This is a genomic window from Occallatibacter sp. FHG110214_02, from assembly GCF_059115385.1.
This window is the reverse complement of the sequence record NZ_JBZYWK010000007.1, coordinates 94,358-115,694: the sequence shown is the minus strand read 5'-3', so window position 1 is coordinate 115,694 and position 21,337 is coordinate 94,358. Positions and strand designations below refer to the sequence as shown.

15 protein-coding genes are annotated in these 21,337 nt (G+C 57.1%); 9 read left to right on the top strand and 6 right to left on the bottom strand.

Annotated elements, in window-relative coordinates:
* Positions 1–156: 156 nt before the first annotated feature.
* Positions 157–3,381: a TonB-dependent receptor gene (locus AC5S3R_RS08605; protein ID WP_494266609.1), complete on the top strand. Its 3,225-nt coding sequence runs from the start codon at positions 157–159 to the stop codon at positions 3,379–3,381.
* Between the two features lie 125 nt (positions 3,382–3,506).
* The gene (locus AC5S3R_RS08600; RefSeq protein WP_494266608.1) at positions 3,507–5,018 is read left to right on the top strand and encodes a M20/M25/M40 family metallo-hydrolase; all 1,512 of its coding nucleotides are present in this window, start codon (positions 3,507–3,509) and stop codon (positions 5,016–5,018) included.
* Positions 5,019–5,109: 91 nt separating this feature from the next.
* Here AC5S3R_RS08600 and AC5S3R_RS08595 read toward each other — a convergent pair whose 3' ends face one another.
* Positions 5,110–5,781 carry a GntR family transcriptional regulator gene (locus AC5S3R_RS08595; RefSeq protein ID WP_494266607.1) on the bottom strand — a complete coding sequence of 224 codons (672 nt, stop codon included), beginning with the start codon at positions 5,779–5,781 and terminating at the stop codon, positions 5,110–5,112.
* A 202-nt stretch (positions 5,782–5,983) separates the two neighbouring features.
* Between AC5S3R_RS08595 and AC5S3R_RS08590 the strand changes: the two genes are divergently transcribed.
* Positions 5,984–7,018 carry a LacI family DNA-binding transcriptional regulator gene (locus tag AC5S3R_RS08590; protein WP_494266606.1) on the top strand — a complete coding sequence of 345 codons (1,035 nt, stop codon included), beginning with the start codon at positions 5,984–5,986 and terminating at the stop codon, positions 7,016–7,018.
* Positions 7,019–7,039: 21 nt separating this feature from the next.
* Here the strand turns inward: AC5S3R_RS08590 and AC5S3R_RS08585 are convergent, their stop codons facing one another.
* Positions 7,040–8,191, bottom strand: a complete 1,152-nt coding sequence (locus AC5S3R_RS08585) for a PepSY-associated TM helix domain-containing protein (protein ID WP_494266605.1) — start codon at positions 8,189–8,191, stop codon at positions 7,040–7,042.
* Positions 8,192–8,329: 138 nt separating this feature from the next.
* Here AC5S3R_RS08585 and AC5S3R_RS08580 point away from each other — a divergent pair, with 138 nt between their 5' ends.
* The 5 genes from AC5S3R_RS08580 (at position 8,330) to AC5S3R_RS08560 (ending at position 15,490) form a co-directional block, all read left to right on the top strand.
* Positions 8,330–11,461 (top strand): TonB-dependent receptor, encoded by a 3,132-nt coding sequence (locus AC5S3R_RS08580; RefSeq protein WP_494266604.1) that lies wholly within the window; start codon positions 8,330–8,332, stop codon positions 11,459–11,461.
* 341 nt (positions 11,462–11,802) lie between these two features.
* Positions 11,803–12,572 (top strand): IS5 family transposase gene (locus AC5S3R_RS08575; RefSeq protein WP_494266714.1). Its coding sequence is split into 2 segments (ribosomal slippage): positions 11,803–12,139 and positions 12,139–12,572, totalling 771 coding nucleotides; the frame shifts between segments, so codons are not numbered across the junction.
* 527 nt (positions 12,573–13,099) lie between these two features.
* Positions 13,100–13,342, top strand: coding sequence for a (2Fe-2S)-binding protein (locus tag AC5S3R_RS08570; protein ID WP_494266603.1), 243 nt, complete (start codon positions 13,100–13,102; stop codon positions 13,340–13,342).
* Positions 13,339–14,598, top strand: a complete 1,260-nt coding sequence (locus AC5S3R_RS08565; RefSeq protein ID WP_494266602.1) for an FAD-dependent oxidoreductase — start codon at positions 13,339–13,341, stop codon at positions 14,596–14,598. The genes AC5S3R_RS08570 and AC5S3R_RS08565 overlap by 4 nt, the downstream gene beginning before the upstream one ends.
* Before the next feature lie 118 nt (positions 14,599–14,716).
* Complete coding sequence (locus AC5S3R_RS08560; protein WP_494266601.1) at positions 14,717–15,490, top strand: GntR family transcriptional regulator; 774 nt, start codon at positions 14,717–14,719, stop codon at positions 15,488–15,490.
* A gap of 52 nt (positions 15,491–15,542) precedes the next feature.
* On the opposite strand, the gene AC5S3R_RS08555 is transcribed toward AC5S3R_RS08560, so the two are convergent.
* From AC5S3R_RS08555 to AC5S3R_RS08545, 3 genes are read right to left on the bottom strand one after another with little or no spacing between them, the layout of a single operon-like run.
* Positions 15,543–16,457 (bottom strand): dihydrodipicolinate synthase family protein, encoded by a 915-nt coding sequence (locus AC5S3R_RS08555; RefSeq protein ID WP_494266600.1) that lies wholly within the window; start codon positions 16,455–16,457, stop codon positions 15,543–15,545.
* Positions 16,454–17,593 carry an NAD(P)/FAD-dependent oxidoreductase gene (locus tag AC5S3R_RS08550; protein WP_494266599.1) on the bottom strand — a complete coding sequence of 380 codons (1,140 nt, stop codon included), beginning with the start codon at positions 17,591–17,593 and terminating at the stop codon, positions 16,454–16,456. The genes AC5S3R_RS08555 and AC5S3R_RS08550 overlap by 4 nt, the downstream gene beginning before the upstream one ends.
* The gene (locus AC5S3R_RS08545; protein WP_494266598.1) at positions 17,590–18,552 is read right to left on the bottom strand and encodes a proline racemase family protein; all 963 of its coding nucleotides are present in this window, start codon (positions 18,550–18,552) and stop codon (positions 17,590–17,592) included. Before AC5S3R_RS08545 ends, AC5S3R_RS08550 begins: the two co-directional genes overlap by 4 nt.
* A gap of 151 nt (positions 18,553–18,703) precedes the next feature.
* On the opposite strand from AC5S3R_RS08545, the gene AC5S3R_RS08540 reads away from it, so the two are divergent.
* Positions 18,704–20,632 carry a glycoside hydrolase family 127 protein gene (locus AC5S3R_RS08540; protein WP_494266597.1) on the top strand — a complete coding sequence of 643 codons (1,929 nt, stop codon included), beginning with the start codon at positions 18,704–18,706 and terminating at the stop codon, positions 20,630–20,632.
* 61 nt (positions 20,633–20,693) lie between these two features.
* On the opposite strand, the gene kdpC is transcribed toward AC5S3R_RS08540, so the two are convergent.
* Positions 20,694–21,329, bottom strand: a complete 636-nt coding sequence (kdpC, locus tag AC5S3R_RS08535) for a potassium-transporting ATPase subunit KdpC (protein ID WP_494266596.1) — start codon at positions 21,327–21,329, stop codon at positions 20,694–20,696.
* Positions 21,330–21,337 lie beyond the last annotated feature (8 nt).

The window sequence follows — 21,337 nt, the reverse complement described above, 5'->3', positions numbered from 1 at the left end:
AAGCTGTATCCCGGTTGTACTGCACAGTTCATCGAAGTGACCTCTTCGCCTTCCATGTCGCAGGCAAAGAGCAGTGTATTTCTGTCGTATTCAGCACATGTATGCCATGCGTGTCGAGGGAGACCTTGGTGCGTGGGCCTTTTGGGAGGTCTGTCCTTGATTAAGCAGCTTTACAGTTTTATCGCATTGATAGCAATTACATTCTGCGCCGGAATGGCGTCCGCACAGTCAACATCTACGATTGCAGGCACGGTTAAAGACCCCACAGGAGCTGTTTTGCCCGGAGCGCAGGTTACCGCCCGCTCTGCAGCGACGGGGGCTGAGCGTGTTGTGACCTCGGACAATTCCGGAAGCTACATTATGCCGTCTCTGCAGCCGGGCGAATACACGCTTACGGTTACGGCTCCGGGGTTTGCGGTTTATACGATCAAGAGTTTGATGCTGCAGGTTGACCAGCACGCGGAGATCAATATTCCGCTGTCGGTTGCATCGTCGGGGCAGACTGTTGAGGTTACGAGCGTAGCACCTGTGATTGATGCGGGGTCGATTACGGTGGGACAGGTCATCGACAAGGTGACGGTGCAGGAGATTCCGCTGAATGGCCGCCACTTTCTGGACTTGACGACGCTGACGCCGGGTGGCGTTACTGCACCTGCGGCTGGCAGCCTTACTGCTCCAAGCCGCGGTGTTGGCGCGTTCTCGTTTAATACTGCAGGCAATCGCGAGGACTCGGTTAATTTTCAGATCAATGGAATCAACCTCAACGACATCGCCAATGCGCAGATTGTGTTTCAGCCTTCGATCAACACTACTTCCGAAGTGAAGATTGATAATTCGACGTTCTCCGCGGAGTATGGCCGTAACTCCGGTTCGATTGTGAACGTCAGCACTCGATCAGGTGCGAGCAAGTTTCATGGTGAGCTGTTTGAATATACGCGCAACAACTCTTTCGATGCGCGCAACTTCTTTGACCCGGCGGGCACTCCGCAGGCATCGCTGAAGCGTAATAACTTTGGCGTTGCGGCGGGTGGGCCAATCTGGAAGGACAAGACTTTCTTCTTTGCCAGCTATGAGGCGTTGCGCCAGCACCAGGGGTTGCAGTTGAGTACGACGGTGCCTTCACTGAACGACCGCGCCGGAGTTACCGATGCTGTGATGAAGAGCCTTCTGCCGCTGATTCCTACTTCTACTGCAGCTGGTCCTACGGCCAAGACTTATAACGGCCTTGCCTCAGGGCCTGTGAACATCGACCAGGGCACCATGGATGTTCTGCAGAACTTCAGCTCCAGCGATATGCTGCATGTCTTCTACGCTTATCAGCTTGATGTGCGCACGGAACCGACTACACAGGGCAATACTGTTGGAGGGTTTGGCGATCATCGTCCAGGGCATCGTCAGATTTTGACGGTTAATGAAACGCATGTGTTCAGCCCGCGATTGGTTAACGAGTTTCGCGCAGGGTATAACCGCGTTGCGGTGCAGTTCATCAATAACTTTACGGATGATCCCACGAAGTATGGTTTCAACAACTATCCTTCGGGTGTAACGCCGAGCGGCGGTATTCCTTTTACTACGATCTCCGGTTATGGCGTTGCGATTGGTGGTCCTGGGGGCTTTCCTTCTGGCCGCTATGACACGCTGGGAGTGCTGTCGGATGCGGCGACTTACACCATTGGCAAGCATTCGATTAAGTTTGGCGGAGAGGGACGACGCTATCTCAATACCAACTTTTCTGATGATGCGGGTACCTTGAGCTTTTCTGCTACGCCGACGCTGCTGGATGCGAATGGCAACGTGATACAGACTGGGCAGACCGCTATCCAGAACTTCCAGAGCGGCAATGCTACCGGGTGGAGCATTACACCTCAGCAGAACACTAGCCGCATCTTTGGCAATGCTGTTGGCGCATTCATCATGGATACGTACAAGGTGACTCCGAACGTTTCCATTGAAGCTGGTTTCCGTTTTGAATGGCTTGGGTCTCCAACCTTTGGCGGGATGAAGGCATCTGTCTTTGATCCCGTGGCGATTACGTTGAATCCTTACGGCAGCAAGGGCTATAGCAATCCGTACAGCCAGAACTACAACTACATGCCGCGCATCGGATTTACTTATGACATGTTTGGCAATAGCAGCACGGTGATACGCGGCGGTTACTCGATCCTTTCGGATCAACCGCTTTCCGGATTGGTGACGGGTCTTTCGAGCAACCCCCCGTATACCTCCAAGGTGAGCTATACGGCTACGACATCGACTTCGGCGGATCCGGCAACGGATGTTCGGGAGTACTCTGCAGCAAATTTGGCGAGCATTCCGGTGGAGAGTCTGTATGCGTCCGCTGCTGCGGCTTCCATCTCAGTGAGCGCTGTGCAGCCGGGATACAAGAACGCGACTACGCAGAGCTTTAACCTGAATCTGCAACGAGCGCTGCCGGGGAATGCTGCTATTTCGATTGGCTACTACGGCAATGTGGGGCGTCATCTGCGCATGGGCGAGAATATTAACCAGATTTCTCCTGAGACGAAGAAGCGCGCTTTTACCAGGATTTCCGCTGACAGCCCGATTGATCCCAACGTGTCTTTGAGCGGCAATGTGACGATGGCGTCGAGCAATGGTATGTCCAACTACAACGCTCTGTGGGTGCAGGGTAAGAAGAATATGAGCCATGGTTTTGAGTACAGCGTTACGTGGCAGTACTCCAAGGCGATGGACGAAGGCTCGCTTGCTGGAACGCAGTTTACGGATATTACGCAGCCGGCGCTCAACTATGGCCTTTCTGATTACGATACCCGTCATCGCATTTCGGGCAACGGCATCTATGCTCTGCCTTTCAAGGGGAATAGGTGGGTGGAGGGATTCCGCCTTGCAGGAATTTTGCAGTGGCAGACGGGCAATCCTCTGAACATTACGACTACGTCTACCTATACCGGGACTTCGGGTGTGCAGCATCCTACGCTGTTGGGCGCGATTCCGTATCACAAGCAGTATCGTGCGGACGGACTGGTGAACTGGTATAGCGCGCCTTCGGGCTCGACGGGACCTTCGGGGTTGGTTTGCGGTACGGAAAATCCCGCTCCGGCTGGATGCGTGTTTTACACGCCGAGCGCGGCCTTTGGCACCATGCAGCGCAATGGCGGCAGGGGACCGGGCTTTACGGACTTTGATATGTCTCTCTACAAAGACACAAAGATTTTCGAGCGGCTCAACTTTCAGTTGCGCCTCGATGCCTTTGATGTCTTCAACCATCCTAGCTTTGGTAATCCTGGGAACTCGGCTGTTGCTGGTAGCAGTTCCTTCGGTGTTATCACTTCTACGCGCTTTCCAGTGGGCGATCTTGGATCTTCAAGGCAGTTGCAGATTGCGGGGAAATTTATTTTCTAACCAAAGTGGAAGGCGCGCGCTTCCGGAATGGTAGCGCGCGCCTTCTTTGCTGTTATCCACCTTGCTGTGATTCGGTAAGATTGCCAAATAACATTGCGTTCCAGTTGCATTATGCAGGAGAAGTTATGTTGAAGTTACCCGCAGGTCTTTTGTTTATGGGGCTGACATTCAGCTCATCCGCGTTGGCGCAGAATCTTGATTTCCAGACGACTGGTTCACCTTTGAAGGTGTCTCCTGCGGATTCGCAGATTGCCGAGGCGCTCAAGGCGGTTTCACCGCAGAAGATTCGTCAGAATATTGAAGCGCTGGTGGCCTTTAAGAATCGCAACACGCTTAGCAGCACGGAGACTGATTTGCCGCCGAATACAGGCGTGCTGGCTGCGGCTGATTACATCAAGGGGCAGTTTGAGGCGTATTCCAAGGAATGTGGCGGATGTCTGGAAGTTAAGACAGATGATTTTATTCTGCCTGCGTCGAATGCTCCCGGCTCGCGTGTCACGAAAGATACGCGCCTGGTGAATGTTTATGCGGTGTTGAAGGGGACGGACCCGGCGCAGGCGAAGCGCATTTACCTGGTTACCGGACACTATGACACGCGCGTCATTAATGTTTTCAATACGCATGACTTTGCTCCCGGCGCGAATGACGATACGAGCGGAACGGCTGTGAGCATGGAGTGTGCGCGTGTTTTGAGCAAGCACAAGTTTCCTGCCACGATTGTTTTTCTTACTGTGCCGGGAGAAGAGCAGGGGCTGAATGGCAGCGAGCACTTTGCCGAGATGGCCAAGAAGGAAGGCTGGGATCTTGAGGGTGTTCTAAACAACGATATTGTTGGCGGTAACACTACGCCGGGTGAAACGCATCAGAGCAAGACTCGCGTTCGTGTGTTTTCTGAGAGTGTTCCGCAGAATGCAACTGTTGAAGAGATGAAGCGGTTGATTATGTACGGGAATGAAGATGACACGCCGTCACGTGAGTTGGCGCGAGAGATTCTTGATGTTTCACGTACGTATTTTCATTTGCCGACGGGGACGCCTGCTGAGTCGAAGCTTCCTTTTGCGCTGAAGCCGGTGATGGAGATGCGGCTGGACCGCTATGGACGCGGCGGTGATCATCGTTCTTTCAATGCGCAGGGCTTTGCGGGTATCCGGTTTACGGAATGGCGTGAAGACTATAACCATCAGCACCAGGATGTGCGGACGGAAAATGGGATTGAGTATGGTGACCTGCTGAAATTCGACGACTTTGATTACATTGCCAAGGTAGCTCGGATCAATGCCGGGACACTGGCGACCATGGCCAGTGCGCCGGGACAGCCGAAGAATGTGCTGATGTCTGCTCGCAACCAGGATAATAACTCGGTGATGAAGTTTACTGTTCCCGATGGTGCGCCGGCTGATACCTGGTATGAAGTTGTCTGGCGTGAGACGGATGCTTCCGACTGGCAGTATGCGGGGAATGCCGCCAAGTATGACGACAAGGTCGAGGGAAGCATGCACACGATTACTGTTCCTATTTCTAAAGACAATGTATTTTTCGGCATACGCTCGTGCGATGCGAAAGGGCATTGCAGCAGTGCGACTGCGCCCGCTCCGGAGATTCCGCAGCGGCGGGCAGCGGCTGCACCACGGCAATAGCCGCGCCAATAAAAACGACTGCGCCGGAGTTAGGGATTCCGGCGCAGTCGTTTTTTGCAATGTTTCTCGATATCGATTACAAGAGCCTGACTCAGGATGCAGAGGCTGAATTCTTGCTTTCCATGAAGGCTAGCAGGCGATCTCTGACAAGGGTAATGTGCTTGTGCATGGCAGTTTGTGCCGATTTCAGGTCGCCTTTTTCAAAAGCGGCGAGAATGGCACGGTGCGCGTCCGGCGAGGTGGAGGAGGAGAGGTCGTAGGTTTTTCTGCGACAGAGCCATATCTGGTTCTGAATGTTCAGGAGGATGCGGCCGAGCTCGGCATTGCCGGCTGCGCTGGCAATCAGCCCATGAAAGTGCATATCTTCTTCGATGTGGCCCTGCCTGTCATGCGCCTTGAGCAGCTTTTCCGTGTGCTGAATGCTCTTGCGCATCTCTGCGAGGAGTGCGGGCGTGATGTGAGCGATGCTTACAGCGTAGACCTCAAGGGCTTCACGGAGGTTGTAGAGATCGAGCACTTCTTTCTGCGAGAACTGGCGCAGATAGGCACCGCGGCGCGGCTCAATGCGCACAAGCCCCTCGGTGGCGAGGCTGTTCAAGGCTTCGCGCACGGGGGATTTGCTGATACCCAACTGGCCGGACAAGAGCTCTTCGGTAAGCTTGGTGCTTTCGTCGAGGTCTTCGCGAAGAACGTAGTTCTTGATGCTTTCGTATGCTAGCTCAGTGAGATTTTTGACGGGTTTGATCTTGGCGATTCGGTGCATGGTGACTCACGTATTCTATCCAATACTGATGCGTAGTAAACCATAATATGTGAAATATCACCTGGGCCAAGGGTCTGCCGGAAGGAATAACGACTATTGCCTGATTGCGGGATATCGATGCAAATGGGGCCCGGCGTTGACAGCTTGCGCGGCGGGGTGAATACTGGTGCAAATCTGAATAGTGCCTGGTTATTCATTCTTGATGCGCAAGTCTAGTACGCATCCCACTCTCGCCGAAGTTGCACGCAAAGCCCGAGTCGGAACCACTACCGTATCGCGCGTTATTAACGGCGGAGAGCGGGTGAGTCCGCGCACGCTGAAACGCGTGCAGGCGGTGATTGAGCAGCTTGGGTATATGCCGAACCAAGCTGCCCGCATACTGAAAGGCGAGCGGGCTAAGACGGTTGGGTTGGTGATTCCGAGTATCGCGGACTCGTTTTTTGCGAGCTGTGCGGAGGCGGCGCAGGCGATTGCACGGGCGAACGACTCGCTGCTGATGGTGACGGTCACCAATAATGATCCGCATGTGGAGATTGAGAATCTCAATATCCTGATGCGGCACCGCACGGATGGCCTTCTGCTGGTTCCGGCTAATTATCAAAGCGATACGCTGGCGGAGTTTCTATACCGCATGGGAACGCCGGTGGTTACATTTGACCGGCCCATTATGAATTCCACTATTCCGTGTGTGCTGGCGGATAACTATAGCGGGGCGCGCATTGCTACGGAACACCTGATTGAGCATGGGCATCAGCGCATTTTATGCCTGGGTGGAGAGCCTACGCTTTATACGTTGCGGGAGCGCTTGCGGGGATATCGCGAGGCGATGGTGGACAGGGGACTGACGCCGATGGTGGATATGTCGGTGAAGGACTACAAATCGGCTGAGTATGCGATTGAAAGTTTGCTGGCTACGTCGCAGCCGCCGCAGGCCATTTTGACGCTGAAGAACAGCACGACGATTTATGCGTATGAGACTCTGCAGAAGTTGAAGGTGGGAATTCCGAAGTCGGTGGCGTTGCTGGGGTATGACGACTTTGAACTGGCTTCTACGCTACGCCCTTCTATCAGTGTTGTTCAGCAACCGATTGAAGATATTGGGCGCATTGCGGCGGAAATTCTTTTTGAAAACCTTCTTGCGGCAAAGAGCAAGTCTCCTGTATCGAAGAAGCAGCCTGCGGAGATCAAGCTTGAGACCAAGCTTGTGCTTCGGCAGTCGTGCGGGTGCAGAGGGTAAGACGCAGAGCTATCTGCGAAGTCAGTGAGTGGATTTGAGCGCGCGCCACTTCTTGCTGAGCGAGCGATTCCAGTACATTAGAGCGCCGGTAATGGAGAGCAGTGGTAGTGCGCAACCCAGCACTGCCCAGATGATTTTGACTGCAAGCCCCCAGTCGTAGCCAAAGTGCAGCGGCACAAGAAAGAAGACGAGGCGCGCCCCCCATGTGTTGTTGATGCCGCGATGCCATACGGCGAGTTGCTGGCCGGCGACGGGATCGAAGTAGATGTAGTCGCACTGGCGGTAGTTGCGTTGCTGCTGGCGCGCCATGAGAAGGATGAGGGCGCTCTTCTTGCTTGCAGGAAAGAAGGCTCCGCCGAAGGCTGCGTTGGGCGATGTTTGCTGCGCTATGCGGATCATTGGTGCGAGATCAGCTAAAGTCGCGTTGCTGCTGTGCTGGGGGAGATGGAAGGCGGGGGGATTGTCGCTTGCGGTGGAAGAGAAACGGTTGACGAAAGACACGATGGGGGCGGACCAGACGAGATAGACGCCGGTGAATGCCCACATGGAGAGGATGAGGAGCGTCCAGAAGCCGATGGCGCTGTGAAGGTCGAAGTTGATTCGCTTCCAGTTGGAGCGGAGATTGATTTTGAGGGCACGGGGCCAGTTGCTGAGGCCGGGCCACCAGACGATGATTCCCGTGATGCAGAGGAGGATGAGTCCGGCTGCTCCAATGCCGTTGATGATTTCGCCGGTGTGACCGCCTAGAAGATGGAAATGCAGGTCGATGGTCCAGGCGATCCAGGAGTGATTGGGAGCAACTTCGCCGATGATTTTGCCGGTGTTGGCGTCGAGAAAGATGTCGCGTCTTTCTGCGCCGCGGTGAGCGATGAATTCAAAGTTGTCGCCAGATTTGTCGGGCGGGTACCCCTCGGTGATTTGATAACCGGGATAGGCAGTGGAGATGGTTTTGACGGCAGTGGGAAAATCAATTGCCGTGCCGCCGGGGAGAGCGGGGGATGCTTTCCAGAGATGGGGCCAGGTGAGATGGCGGAGTTCGCTATCGAAGACGAGGATGGAACCGGAGGCGCCGATGACGAGCATGTAAAGGCACAGGATGATGCCGGCCCAGAGATGGACCTGGAAGATTGCCTTGCGCCACCAGAGCTGTTGCGGGTTGTCTACAAAACTCATGCAAAGATTTCGCCCGTTGTTCTGTTTGCAGAATATACGGGCATTTTTGCTCCCATTCCAGAATATGCGACTAAATTAGTCCTCTATGTGCTCTACTATGTACGACTGAATCGGTCGGTTTTATTTGAGGAGTGCAAGATGCAAAAAAGCTTTCGATTCCTATTTTGGCTAGGGCTGGTGGCTGTACTTTTTCCGGCTATGTGTGGAACGGCGTGGGCGCAGAGCGCTTCCATTAGCGGCATTGTGGCGGATAGCTCAGGCGCGGTGGTTGCTAATGCGCAGGTGGAGTTGCTGAACGAGGCAACAGCGGTGAAGCAGAGCACGGTGAGTAATCACGTGGGGCTCTATACGCTGGCCGCGGTGCCGCCGGGGAGCTATCAGCTTACGGTTGGGGCTGCGGGCTTTGAGACAGAGCGCCGGACGCATGTCACGGTTGAGGTGGGCGCCAAGATTTCGCTGGATGTGAGCTTGAAGGTGGGAACTGCTACCGACCAGGTTGTGGTGGATGGCAGCGGGGCGAACATCAATACCGTGGATGCGAGCGTGAGCACGGTTATCAATCACCAGTTTGTTGAGAATCTTCCGCTCAATGGGCGCAGCTTTCAATCGTTGATTACGATCAATCCGGGTACGGCGGTTGTTCCTTCGCAGGGCTCGGGTATGAGCGGCGAGATCAGCGTGAACGGGCAGCGTACGGAGGCGAACTACTTTATTGTTGACGGCATCAGTGCGAACACGGGTGCTACGGTTTCCAGTTCCGGCTATATTGGCGCAGGTTTTAGCGGTGCTACGCCGCAGTCGAGCGCGTTTGGCACGACGCAGAGCATTATTTCGATTGATGCGCTGGATGAGTTTCGTGCGCTGACTTCTACTTATTCGGCGGAGTATGGGCGCTCGCCAGGTGGGCAGTTTACTTTCAGTTCGCGTGCGGGTACGAACCAGTATCATGGTACGGCATTTGATTTTTTGCGTAATGACGCGATGGATGCGAACAACTGGTTCAATAACTACTTTGGAACGAGCCGTCCGCCTCTGCGGCAGAATGATTTTGGCGGCACGCTGGGCGGGCCGATTCGCATTCCGCATCTCTACAACGGCACGGACCGCACGTTTTTCTTCTTCTCGTATGAAGCGCTTCGTTTGACGAGTCCACAGGCGGCGCAGCTTTATGAAGTGCCAAGCGATGACTTGAAAACGCAGGCTGCCACCAAGCAGCCGCAACTGGTGCCCTTTCTCTCTGCCTTTCCCACGCAAAATGGCGCAGACCAGGGCAATGGACTTGCGTACTATACGGCGGGCTATTCGGCTCCGAGTCAGCTGGATAACCGCAGCATTCGCGTGGACCATGCGTTTAGTGATCGCGTGAAGCTGTTTGGGCGTTATACGGATGTGCCTTCTTATAGCTTGTCGCGGCAGAATACGGATTTGGCGCAGGTGAACAACAATGTTCGCAATGTGAAGATGGCGGTGCTGGGTCTGGATGCGGCTCTGAATTCTACGATGGCGAATGAGCTGCGCTTTGGTGTGACGGGCAACGATTACTACTCGCAGCGTTATCTTGATAATTTTGGCGGAGCTACGCCGCTGGATGTCAGCGTTGCGCCGGGCCTTGCGCAGAACGACTGGATGACGTTCTTTCTGTTCTACGGGCTTTATCCTTACTACCTCATCGAGCCGCAGCAGAATAAGCAGCGGCAGATTAATGTGGTGGACAACTTTACGCAGACGATTGGGCGCCACTCGCTCAAGTATGGCGTGGATTATCGCAGGCTCTTTACGTCGGAAACGTTGGCTCCGCTGTGGGAGGTGGCGTTTTATTATGACGAGGATTCCATACTGAACAATGCGCCTGCGGGTTTGTATGTTTATACGCAGGGTACGAATATGCATGCGGTCAATATGAACTTCTCCGCGTTTGCGCAGGATGAGTGGAGAGTTACGGACCGTTTGAGCTTGTCGCTTGGGCTGCGGTGGGATCTGAATCCACCGCCGAGTGATGCGGATGGCAATACGCCTTACACGGTTACGCAGATTACGGATCTCGCTACTACAACACTTGCGCAGAAGAATGCGCCGTTGTGGAAGACGACATGGAACAACTTTGCTCCGCGTGTGGGCGTTGCTTACCAGATGCATCGCACACCGGGGCGTGAGACTGTATTTCGCGCTGGCGCGGGGCTCTTTTATGACACTGGCACGGAGTTGACGGCGGAAGGTTATTACGGCGTTGGTACTACGGGTTTTGCCAGCTATGCTTCTCCGTTTCCGGCTACTCTGCAGCAGGTGCAGAATACGCCGCAGCCTTCCGCGGCTGCTCCTTACAATGCGGCGGTGTGGGCTTATGATCCGAACCTGAAGCAGCCTTACACGGTGCAGTGGAATGCTGCAATTGAACAGGGGCTGGGCGCGGCGCAGAGCTTGACGATCAACTATGTTGGCTCTGCGGCTCAGCGGTTGCTGGTGCAGCGGTTCTATCATCCGGAGCTGGCGGGCAACCAGAACTTCAGCGGCGGCAATGGGCTTTACGTTACGAATAATGCGGCTGACTCCAACTACAACTCGCTGCAGGTGCGGTTTGAGCGAAAGATGGCGCATGGGATGCAGTTCCTTGGGTCGTATACGTGGTCGAAGGGCATTGATACGGCTACATCGAACTTTACGGTTTATACGCTGGAGCGTGCGGTGTCGGATTACGACATTCGGCATAACTTTCAAGCGGCGTTGAGCTACGACATTGGCGGGCACTACGACAATCGCTATCTCGACTATGCGCTGCGGCACTGGTCGGTTGATGCGCGTGTTTCGGCGCGGTCGGCGCTGCCGATTGATGTGCAGGATACGGCGACGATTGACACGTCGGCGGCTACTGCTGTGATTTATCACCCTGACTATGACCGCACGAAGCCGTTGTATCTGAAGGGCAGCGCGTATCCCGGCGGGAAGGCGATTAACTTTGATGCCTTTACGCAGGTTGCTGGGGAAGGTAACTCGGGGCGCAACATTGCGCGTGGCTTTGATGCGGTGCAGGCGGACTTGACGCTACGGCGTGACTTTCCGATTCATGACCGGTTCGGCATTCAGTTTCGTGCGGAGGCTTATAACTTCCTGAATCATCCGATTTACGGGAATCTGTACAACTCTCTTTCTACCGGGTCGGCGCTGTTTGGGCAGGCTTATAACACGGAGAACTCGGCTCTGGGAGGGCTTGGTGCGCTCTACCAGGTTGGAGGTCCGCGGTCGCTGCAGATGGCTTTGAAGCTGCATTTTTAGTTGAGTTGGATTGAGAGATGGGGCGTCGTTCTATACAGATGGCGCCCTTTCTTTATTGTTTGCTTATGCGTCCGTGTGTATGCGCACAGTGGGGTGCTTTTTCATTTCTTTTGTTTTGTTTGGGTTGTGGTGGATTGCACAGGAGCTGTGCAGTTTCTTTATTCCGGAACTGTGTAAAAGCCGGGGGATAGGGTATCGGGTATAGGGGATTGTGCTTGTTGTTGATGGCATTGGGTTCTCCTTTCATTTGATTTAGCGAGTTAGCGGCGCTTTGTTCTTAGGCTGTATCGACATATTCACTTACGCAAGATGTTTTCTTTTGTTGCGATGAGTGGATGGGTATATTGCGCTATGAATTGAGCGAGGCACAGTGGCGGCGGATCGAGCTGCTTCTGCCGGGTCGAACGGGGTTGGTGGGCCGTCCGGCGGAAGATAACCGGCGTTTCGTGAACGGCGTGTTGTGGGTGATTCGCTCGGGGATGCGTTGGGCCGACCTGCCGGAGCGTTATGGCAAGTATAAGAGCGTGCATAAGCGGTTCGTGCGCTGGGCCCATGCCGGCGTCTGGGACCGTGTCTTCGCCGATCTGGTCAAAGACAAGCAGAACCCTTATCTGATGCTGGACTCGACCATCGTGAAGGCACACCAGCAGGCGGCCACGGGCCGTAAAAAGGGGGCGACAAGGCTCTGGGGCGAAGCCGAGGAGGTCTGACGACCAAGGTCCATCTGCTGGTCAACGGCGCAGGCGAACCGCTCCAGTTCCGTCTCTCCGCGGGCCAGCGCAGCGACTATACCGAAGCCCTTGCCCTGCTGGGACAACGCAGAGCCGAGGCCGTCATCGCCGACCGCGGTTACGACAGCCGGGCCATCGTCGAGCACGCCCGCAGCATGGGCGCTACCGTCGTTATCCCGTCCAAGGTCAACCGCCGACAACCAAGAAACCACGACCACAACCTGTACAAGCTGCGCAACCGCATCGAACGCTGCTTCAATCAACTCAAACAGTTCCGCCGATTCGCCACAAGATACTGCAAATATGCATCAACCTTCGCAAGTACCGTCAACATCGCCTGCGCCTGGATACACCTCAAACAATATGTCGATACAGCCTAGCAAGTTAGCGAGAAAACAGAACGGCCCGATTCCTTGGGAATCGGGCCGTTTTCTGCTGCTGATTCTATTGTGGCAGGTTTGGCTTAATTGAGCGCAAAACTGGAGAAGATTTTTGCCCAATGGAATCAAGGGGTTAGAAAATATTTTCTGGTTTGGGGCTTGACAAGAGATTTTCACAGGGAATGGGTGGGAGAACTTGAAGCGGGGGAGCTTGCTGTATGGGGTATCCCACCCATGCGGCAAACTACGCCGCATGAATGGGACACCCAGAGTTGAGGTATGCCGAGCGAAAGGTAACGGCAAGAACAACTGCGGATCCTTCGGCTCCGGACAGGATGGGGGATTGGGAGAGCTAAGACGGGGAACTGGTGATATGGGTTCCACCCTTCTGCAAGGAACGCAGAAGGATGGGGCGTTGCGCTTGGGAGAGTAGGTTGGGAGATGTTTGGTCTGTAATATACAAAAATGGATGCAATATGGGGGGGTGGGGATTTTGCTGCAGGGTTTTGCGGTGAGAGTGGCTGCTTATGAGTGAGCAGATTGAGCTGACGATTAACGGGCGGGCGGTGCGGGTAACGCGGGGGACGAGCGTTGCGGCGGCTGTTTTGACGGCGCGAGAGGGGACGCGGGTTTCTCCGACGGGAGAGGTGCGCGGGCCGCTTTGCGGGATGGGGATTTGCATGGAGTGTCGCGCGGAGGTGGATGGCGTGGCGCAGCAGGTGACCTGCCAGCGGCTTTGCGAAGAGGGGATGAAGGTGCGTACGCAATGAGTGCCCGGTTTGATGTGGTTGTGGTGGGTGCGGGGCCGGGTGGGATTGCTGCGGCGGTTGTGGCTGCGGAGGCGGGGCTGCGGATTTGTGTTGTGGATGGGAATGTTGGCGCGGGTGGGCAGATTTGGCGCGGGCAGACGGCGGGCAACGAGAGTTTGGCTGCGCGGTGGCTGGGGCGGTTGCGTGCGTCTGGCTGCGAGGTTTGGCAAGGGGCGAATGTTGTGGCTGCTCCGCGGGAGCGCGTGCTGCGGGTGGAAGGTGCGGATGGTGTTCGCGATGTGGAGTGGGGGAAGTTAATTTTTGCTACCGGGGCGCGGGAGAGGTTTTTACCGTTTCCGGGATGGACGCTGCCTGGTGTGATGGGCGCGGGGGCGGTGCAAGCGTTTTTGAAGTCGGGATTTGAGGTGAAGGGGCGGCGGGCCGTTGTTGCAGGGAGTGGGCCGTTGTTGCTGGCGGTGGCTGCATGGCTGCGTGGCAAGGGTGCGAAGGTCGCGGCGGTTTGCGAGCAGGCTCCGTTGGCGCGGCTGGTTAAGTTTGGCACAGGGTTGTGGCGGTATTCCGAAAAGCTGGTTGAGGGGTTGGCGTATCGGGCTGGGGCGGGGTTTGCGCCTTATCGTGCGGGGTGCTGGGTGGTGCGTGCAGAGGGGCGCGAGCGGCTGGAGCGCGTGGTGCTGACGAATGGACGCAGGGAGTGGAGTGTTGCTTGCGACCTGCTGGCTTGCGGGTTTCACCTGGTGCCTAATCTTGAGTTGCCGTTGTTGTTGGGGTGTGAGATTGAGGGTGGGTTTGTGCGGGTGGATGGGCGGCAGGAGAGTTCTGTTGCGGATGTGTTTTGTGTGGGAGAACTGACTGGCGTTGGTGGTGTGGGGAAGGCTCTGGTTGAAGGAGAGATTGCGGGATGGGCTGCGGCGGGAGATACGTTGCGCGTTGCGGCTTTGCAGGGGGAGCGTGAGAAGCAGGTTGGGTTTGCGCGGCGGCTGGATGCTGCGTTTGCTTTGCGGGATGAGCTGAGGAAGTTGCCGGATGCGGAGACGCTGGTTTGCCGCTGCGAGGATGTGGAGTACAAGGCGATGTGCGAGCATGCGGGCTGGCGGGATGCGAAGCTGCATACGCGGGCGGGGATGGGGGCTTGCCAGGGGCGGGTTTGTGGGGCTGCGGCGGAGTTTTTGTTTGGGTGGGATGTGAGGGATAAGAGGCCGCCGGTGTTTCCGGCTAGTGTGCTGGCGATGGCGGAAAAGACAGGGAGTAGGGAATAGGGAACGGGGAGTAGGAGGCAAGAGCAAGAACAACTGCAGGTCCTTCGGCTTCGCTCAGGATGACAACGCTCATTTTGTGGGTGAACGAAGATGGGGACTGGGTGCCGGGTGTGGTTAGATGGACGAGGTAGGTCGTGAGGGGATGACTGTGGCTCGAGTTGCGGTGAAGACTACTAAGGGTCTGAAGAAGCGGACGGTGAAGGCCGAGCATGGGACGAGCGTTGGGGTGGCGTTTCAGCGGGTTCGTGACCTGATTGTGCATGGCAAGCTGGCGCCGGGGAGCTGGATTGTTGAGGGCGATGTTTGCGAGCACCTGAATATGAGCCGTACGCCGGTGCGCGGGGCACTTTATCTGCTGCAGCGCGAGGGGTATATCCACGAGTATCGCAATGGCAGCAAGACGCGGATGATTGTTGCTCCGGTGACGATTGAGGATGCGAATGACCTTTATCCGATTATTGGGCGGATTGAGGGGCTGGCTGGGCGGCGGGCGGCGGTTCTTCCTGTGGAAGAGCGGAAGAAGCTGGCTGGCGAGCTGAAGAAGGTGAATGAGCGGCTGGGGAAGATTGCGCAGGATCGGAGTTTGAATGGGCCGGAGATTTTTGAGCTGGACCACAAGTTTCACCGGCTGATTGTGGATGTAGGGTCGGGGCGGCGGTTGATTGCGCTGCATCGGGCGATTGAGCCGCAGACGGAACGGTACTGGCGGCTTTATGCGAGTTCGATTATTGGGGAACTGCATCTTTCCGTGAAAGAGCATGAAGAGATTATTGCGGCGCTGGTGTCGGGGGATTCGGACAGGCTGGAGAAGGCGCTGGTGGGGAATTGGGAGAATGGGTGCAAGAGGCTTGCGCGTGTGATTGAGATGTTTGGGGAGCGTGGGAGCTGGTAGGGTTTGTTGGATTGGATGGAAGGGAGAGCTTTGGCTCTCCCTTTTTGTTTGGTTAGAAGGTGGTGCTGGGGATGGCTACGGAGGGGCGCGTGGATTGGGCGTGCTTCCATGCGGCCTGGGTTTGGGCTAGCTCTTCGCCGATGACTTCGAGGCGCGGGGCGCGGACTTTGGCGCTGCCTACGCCGGCTTCCTGCTGGATTTGCTTGATGAGCTGGATGAACTTGGGAACGGTGTCCATGCGGAGGAGTGGGAGGAACCAGCGGTAGAGCTCGAAGGCTTCGGCGGATTTGCCGGCGCGGGCGAGGTTGAAGAGATCAACGGACTCGCGGGGCAAGGCGTTGACTAAGCCTGCGACCCAGCCTGTGGCTCCGGCCTGGATGCCTTCTACTATGGCGTCGTCTACGCCGACGAAGATGGCGATGCGGTCATTGAGCAGAGCGCGGATGGCGGAGACACGGCGGACGTCGGTGGAGGATTCCTTGACTGCCGCGAGGTTGAGATGGGCGGCGGCCAGCTCGGCGATTTGCTCGGGGAGGAAGTCGGTTCCGTAGGCTACGGGGTTGTTGTAGAGGATGCCGGTGAGAGGCGTGGCTTCGAGGATGGCAGAGACGTGGGCCTTCATCTCGCGCCAGTCGCCTTTGTAGACGTAGGGCGGGAGGATCATGAGTCCGCTGGCTCCGGCTGCGTGGGCGGCTTTGGCTAGTGCGACGGCGTCGGCTGTGGAGAGCGCGGAGATGGTGGCGACGGTGGGGGCAGAGCCGTCGAGCGCGGTGATGATGGTTTTGAGGACGGCGATTTTTTCGTCGAAGGAGAGGGTGGCGGCTTCTCCGAGAGAGCCGAGGGTGATGATGCCGGTGCAGCCGTTGGCGATGAGCCACTGGGCGTGACGGGCTACGAAGGCGTGATCGACGTTTCCGTTGGCGTCGAAGGCGGTGGTCATGGCGGGCATTACGCCGGTCCAGTTCATTGGTGCTCCTTGATTGGTTGTGTTTGCTCCGCTAACAGGCGGGCGGGTAGGTAGGGCTCGGCGGGGATGGCTGTCTGGTGGCCGGCGAAGGTGTCGGCGAGCAGTTCCGCGGTGGCGAGCGAGGTGGTGATGCCGAGGCCTTCGTGTCCAGTGGCGAGCCATAGGGTGCTGTCGGAGGGGACGGGGCCGATGAGTGGAAGCTTGTCGGGTGTGGCGGCTCGGAAGCCGGTCCAGGTGCGGATGATTTTGCAGTGCGCGAGCGCGGGCATGTATTCGAGGGAGCGGCGGAGCATGCGGCTCAGGATGGTGTGTTCTACGGTTGGGTCGTCTACGCCGAATTGACGTGAGGAGCCGATGAGGACCTGGCCGGTGATGCGCGGTTGCAGGTTGCAGGCTACGGAGTCGGCGGTGATGGAGTGCGCGGATTTCATGTAGCCTAGCTCGACGACCTGATGGCGGAGGAAGCCGGGGTAGCGGTCGGTGATGGCGAGGTGGCCTTTGCGTTTCTGGATGGGGATGGAGGGGTTGCAGAAGTAGGCTTCGGCTCCGGCGGCGTTGATTAGGCGCGGCGCGTGGAGGGTGGTGCCGTTGTCGAGGCGGGCTTCGCCGTTAGCCAGGTGTGTGACGTTAGCGCGCAGGAGGGTTGCGCCTAGAGAGATGGATTTTTCTATGAGATAGGCGGCTACTGTGGGCGGGAAAACTACGGAGTCTTGCCGGACGACGAGGCCGCCGGTCAGGCCGGGGCGAAGGTTGGGTTCGGCTTCGGATATGCCTTTGGCGTTGAGCATGGCGCCGGGGAGGTTGTGCTGCTGGAGGTAGGCTAGCTTGCGCTCGGCTTCGGAGAGTTCTTCTTCGTCGGCGGCTACCCAGAGGGTGCCGGTTTGGGCGTATTCGGAGGTGCGGGGCAGGTCGGCGGCGAGCTGTTGCCAGAGGGTTTGGGAGCGGCTGCTTAGGGCGAACTCGGCTTCACTGCCGTCGAGGACGACAATGTGGCCCATGCCTGCGGCGGATGCTCCGCCGCCGATGGTGCCGCGCTCGATGATGGCTACACGCATGTGTTCGCGTGCGAGGGCGAGGGCGCAGGCTGCGCCTACGATGCCGCCGCCTACAATGACGGCGTCGTAGGAGGTGCTCATTCGGGGACTCCGAGGCGGAAGGGGTCGTTGGGCTCGAAGATTAGCGTGCTTTCGGCGGTGATGGATGCGGAACCGCTGACGGTGGGGAGGATGTGGCCGGGGCTGCTGCTGTCCCATTGGTAGGAGCCGGAGAAGACGGTGCCGAGGATGCCCTCCTGATGCCATGTTTCGCCGGGTTGGAGTGAGTTGTCGGCGGCGAGGCAGGCTAGCTTGGCGCTGGTTCCGGTGCCGCAGGGAGAGCGATCGTAGGCCTTGCCGGGGCAGAGGACGAAGTTGCGGCTATGGTTGGTGGGGGCGTGCGCGGAGGTGAAGAGCTCGATGTGGTCGATTTCCGCGTTGTTGGCTCCGGTGATGTTTTGCGCGATGAGGGCGTTGCGGATGCTCCAGGTGAAGGCTGTGAGTGGTTCGACCTGGTTGATGCTGAGGTCGAAGGGGTGGCTTTTGACGAGGAAGAACCAGTTGCCGCCCCAGGCTATGTCTCCGGTGACGGTGCCGTGGTTGGGGATTTCAACGGGAACAGCGGCGCGGTAGCGATAGGCGGGGACGTTGCGGAAGGTTACGTGGTTGTCCGCGTGGAGTTCGGCTTCTACGATGCCCACGGGAGTTTCAATGCGATGGATGCCGGGCTGGATTTGGCCAGTGTGGGCGAGGGTGGTGATGACGCCGATGGTTCCGTGGCCGCACATGCCGAGGTAGCCGGCGTTGTTGAAGAAGATGACGCCGATTACGCATGTTGGATCGCTGGGTTCGAGTAGGTATGCGCCTACGAGTACGTCAGAGCCGCGGGGTTCGCAGAGGATGGCGCGGCGGTAGCTGTCGTAGTTGGCGCGTAGGGTTGCGAGGCGTTCGGCGATGGTTCCGTTGCCGAGGTCGATGGAGAAGGGAAGCACGCAGCGGGTGGGCTCGCCGGCGGTGTGGGAGTCGATGACTGAGATGCGGCGAGGTATTTGGCTGGTCATTGTGTCTTTGGGTCTTAGAATGAGCGGTTGCGTATGTTTGCCTGATGAAGCGCGTGCTGCGGGTCGGGCTTTTTGCGGAGCCGTGCTTGTTTGAAAGTATACGAGGTTGGATACAATAGCGCTACTTGCGGGAAGCGGAGAAAGGGCTGAGATGGCGAGGAAGAATAAGACGAGACGGGATTTTCTGCGGGAGTCTTCTCTGATGGCGGCTGGGGTTGGGGTGATGCCGCACGGTGTGTGGGCGATGGGGCAGGACCCAGTTGTGAATTCGGCGCGGTCCGTGGACCATGCGAACCGCGAAAAGGTTGCGTGGAAGGCGCGTCCGTTTGCGATGACGGATGTGCGGCTGCGATCTGGATATTTGAAGGAGATGCAGGAGAGGAACCGGATTTATCTGTTCATGCTGCCGAATGACCGGCTTGCACATAGCTTTCGGCTGACGGCGGGGAAGGTTTCGCATGCGCAGCCGCTGGGTGGATGGGAGGCTCCGGATGGTGAGCTGCGCGGGCATCTTGCGGGCGGGCATTATCTTTCGGCTTGCGCGCTGATGTATGCGTCTACGGGGGATGAGTCGCTGCGGTTGAAGGCGGAGGCGCTGGTGGGAATGCTGGCGGAGTGTCAGCAGGCGAACGGATATCTTGGCGCTTATCCCGAAAACTTTTACGACAGGTTGAAGAAGCACGAGAAGGTTTGGGCGCCGTTTTACACGTATCACAAGATCATGGCGGGGCACCTGGATATGTATACGTATTGCGGCAGTCCGACGGCGCTGGAAACGGTGCAGAAGATGGCGAACTGGGCGGTTAAGTGGATTGAGCCGCTGAGTGATGACGAGCTGGCCAAGGTGCAGATGGTGGAGCATGGCGGGATGAATGAGGTCATGTTCAATCTCTATGCGGTGACGGGAGAGAAGAAGTATTTGGACGCGGGGTATCGGTTTGAGCATAAGCGGTTCTTTGAACCGCTGGCGGCGCGGCAGGACAAGCTTGCGGGGCTGCACTCGAATACGAATATTCCGAAGGTGATTGGGGCGGCGCGTGGGTATGAGCTGACGGGTGATGCGCGCTACAAGGAGATTGCGGAGTTTTTCTGGGATACGATTACGGAGCATCACAGTCATGCGCCGGGTGGGACTTCCAATGACAACGAAGGATGGAGCGAGCCGGATACGGAAGGGAAACAGCTGGCTGCGGGCGGGCAGGAGTGCTGCTGCAGTTACAACATGCTGAAGCTGACGCGGCACCTATTTGGATGGCAGCCGGATGCGCGGCGGATGGATTACTACGAGAAGCTGCTGTGGAATGTGCGGGCGGGAACGCAGAACGAAGATGCAAAGCTGATGTACTACGTACCTACTGTGCCGGGGGGATGGAAGACGTTCGGCGATGTTTATGACGCGAATTGGTGTTGCACGGGGACGGGGTCCGAAGAATACGCGAAGCTTGTGGATACGCTGTACTTTCACGATGACTCGAATATCTATGTGAACCAGTTTGTTGCTTCGGAAGTGAACTGGCATGCGAAGCAGGTTCGGCTGGTGCAGGAGACGAGTTTTCCGGAAGAAGAACGGACGGTGTTGCATGTGCATGCGGAGAAGCCGGTGGCTTTTGTGTTGAAGGTGCGTGCTCCGCACTGGTCACCGGAGATGAGCATGAGTGTGAACGGCAAGCGTATGGAGCTGCGCAAAGATACAGATGGGTATGTCCGGATTGAGCGGACGTGGAGCCCTGGCGATGTGGTTGCTGTTGAGTTGCCGATGACACTGCGGCAGGAGGCTGTGCCGGGGAGCCCTGAGCTGGCTTCTGTTGCTTATGGGCCGTTGACGCTGGTTGCGTGCATGGGGCGCGAGGGGTTGAGCCGCGAGATGATTAACGCAGGTGAGGGGCCGGATATGGGGAAGTTGCCGCCGTTGGCGCTGCCGCGTTTTCGTGCGACGGATGATAAGGCTGCGTGGGTGCGGAAGGATGAGGGCGAGGCGCTGTTGTTTCATAGCGCGGGGCAGAGTAAGGACTTTGCTCTGAGGCCGCTTTATCGTGTGGTGGATGAGCGGTATTCGGTTTATTGGCAGAGAGAAGTTTGATGAGTGTTGTGTTGAGGTGATGGCCGGGGATAAATCCCCGGCTTATTTTTTGTGCGAGTGGCTATTTGTTCGTTTGTATGTCGAGTGCGAGGTTGAGCAGGAGGACGTTTACGCGGGGTTCGCCGAGGATGCCGAATTGGCGGGTGGTGGTGTGCTGGGCGATCAGGGTGTGGACCTGATCCTCGCTTAGGTTGCGGGCTTTGGCGATGCGTGGGGCCTGGAAGTAGGCGGCGTCGGGTGTGATGTCGGGGTCGAGGCCAGAGCCGGATGTGGTTACGAGGTCGATGGGCACGAGCTTGTTGTTAGATGCGGCGCTGAGTTTGTTGATGTCGCTTTGAATGCGTTGCACGAGCTTGGCGCTGGATTGCGCGAGGTTGGAGCCTCCGGAAGATGTGGCATCATAGCCGCTGCCTGCTGCGGAGGGGCGCGGGTGGAAGTAGCGGTCGGAGGTGAAGCTTTGCGCGAGTAATTCTGAGCCGATGATCTGGCCGTCTTTCAGGATGAGGCTGCCGGAGGCTTGATGTGGAAAGAGAATGCCCGCTACGAGTGTGATGGCGAGCGGATATGCGAGGCCGAAGATTACGGTTGCGATGAGCGTGAAGAGGATGGACGTCTTCCAGATGGAATGCGGCTTGGATGCTTGCTCGGATTGTGATGTTGTTGCCGGTGTTGCGGGCATGGTGGATACGGAATGCACGAGTGATC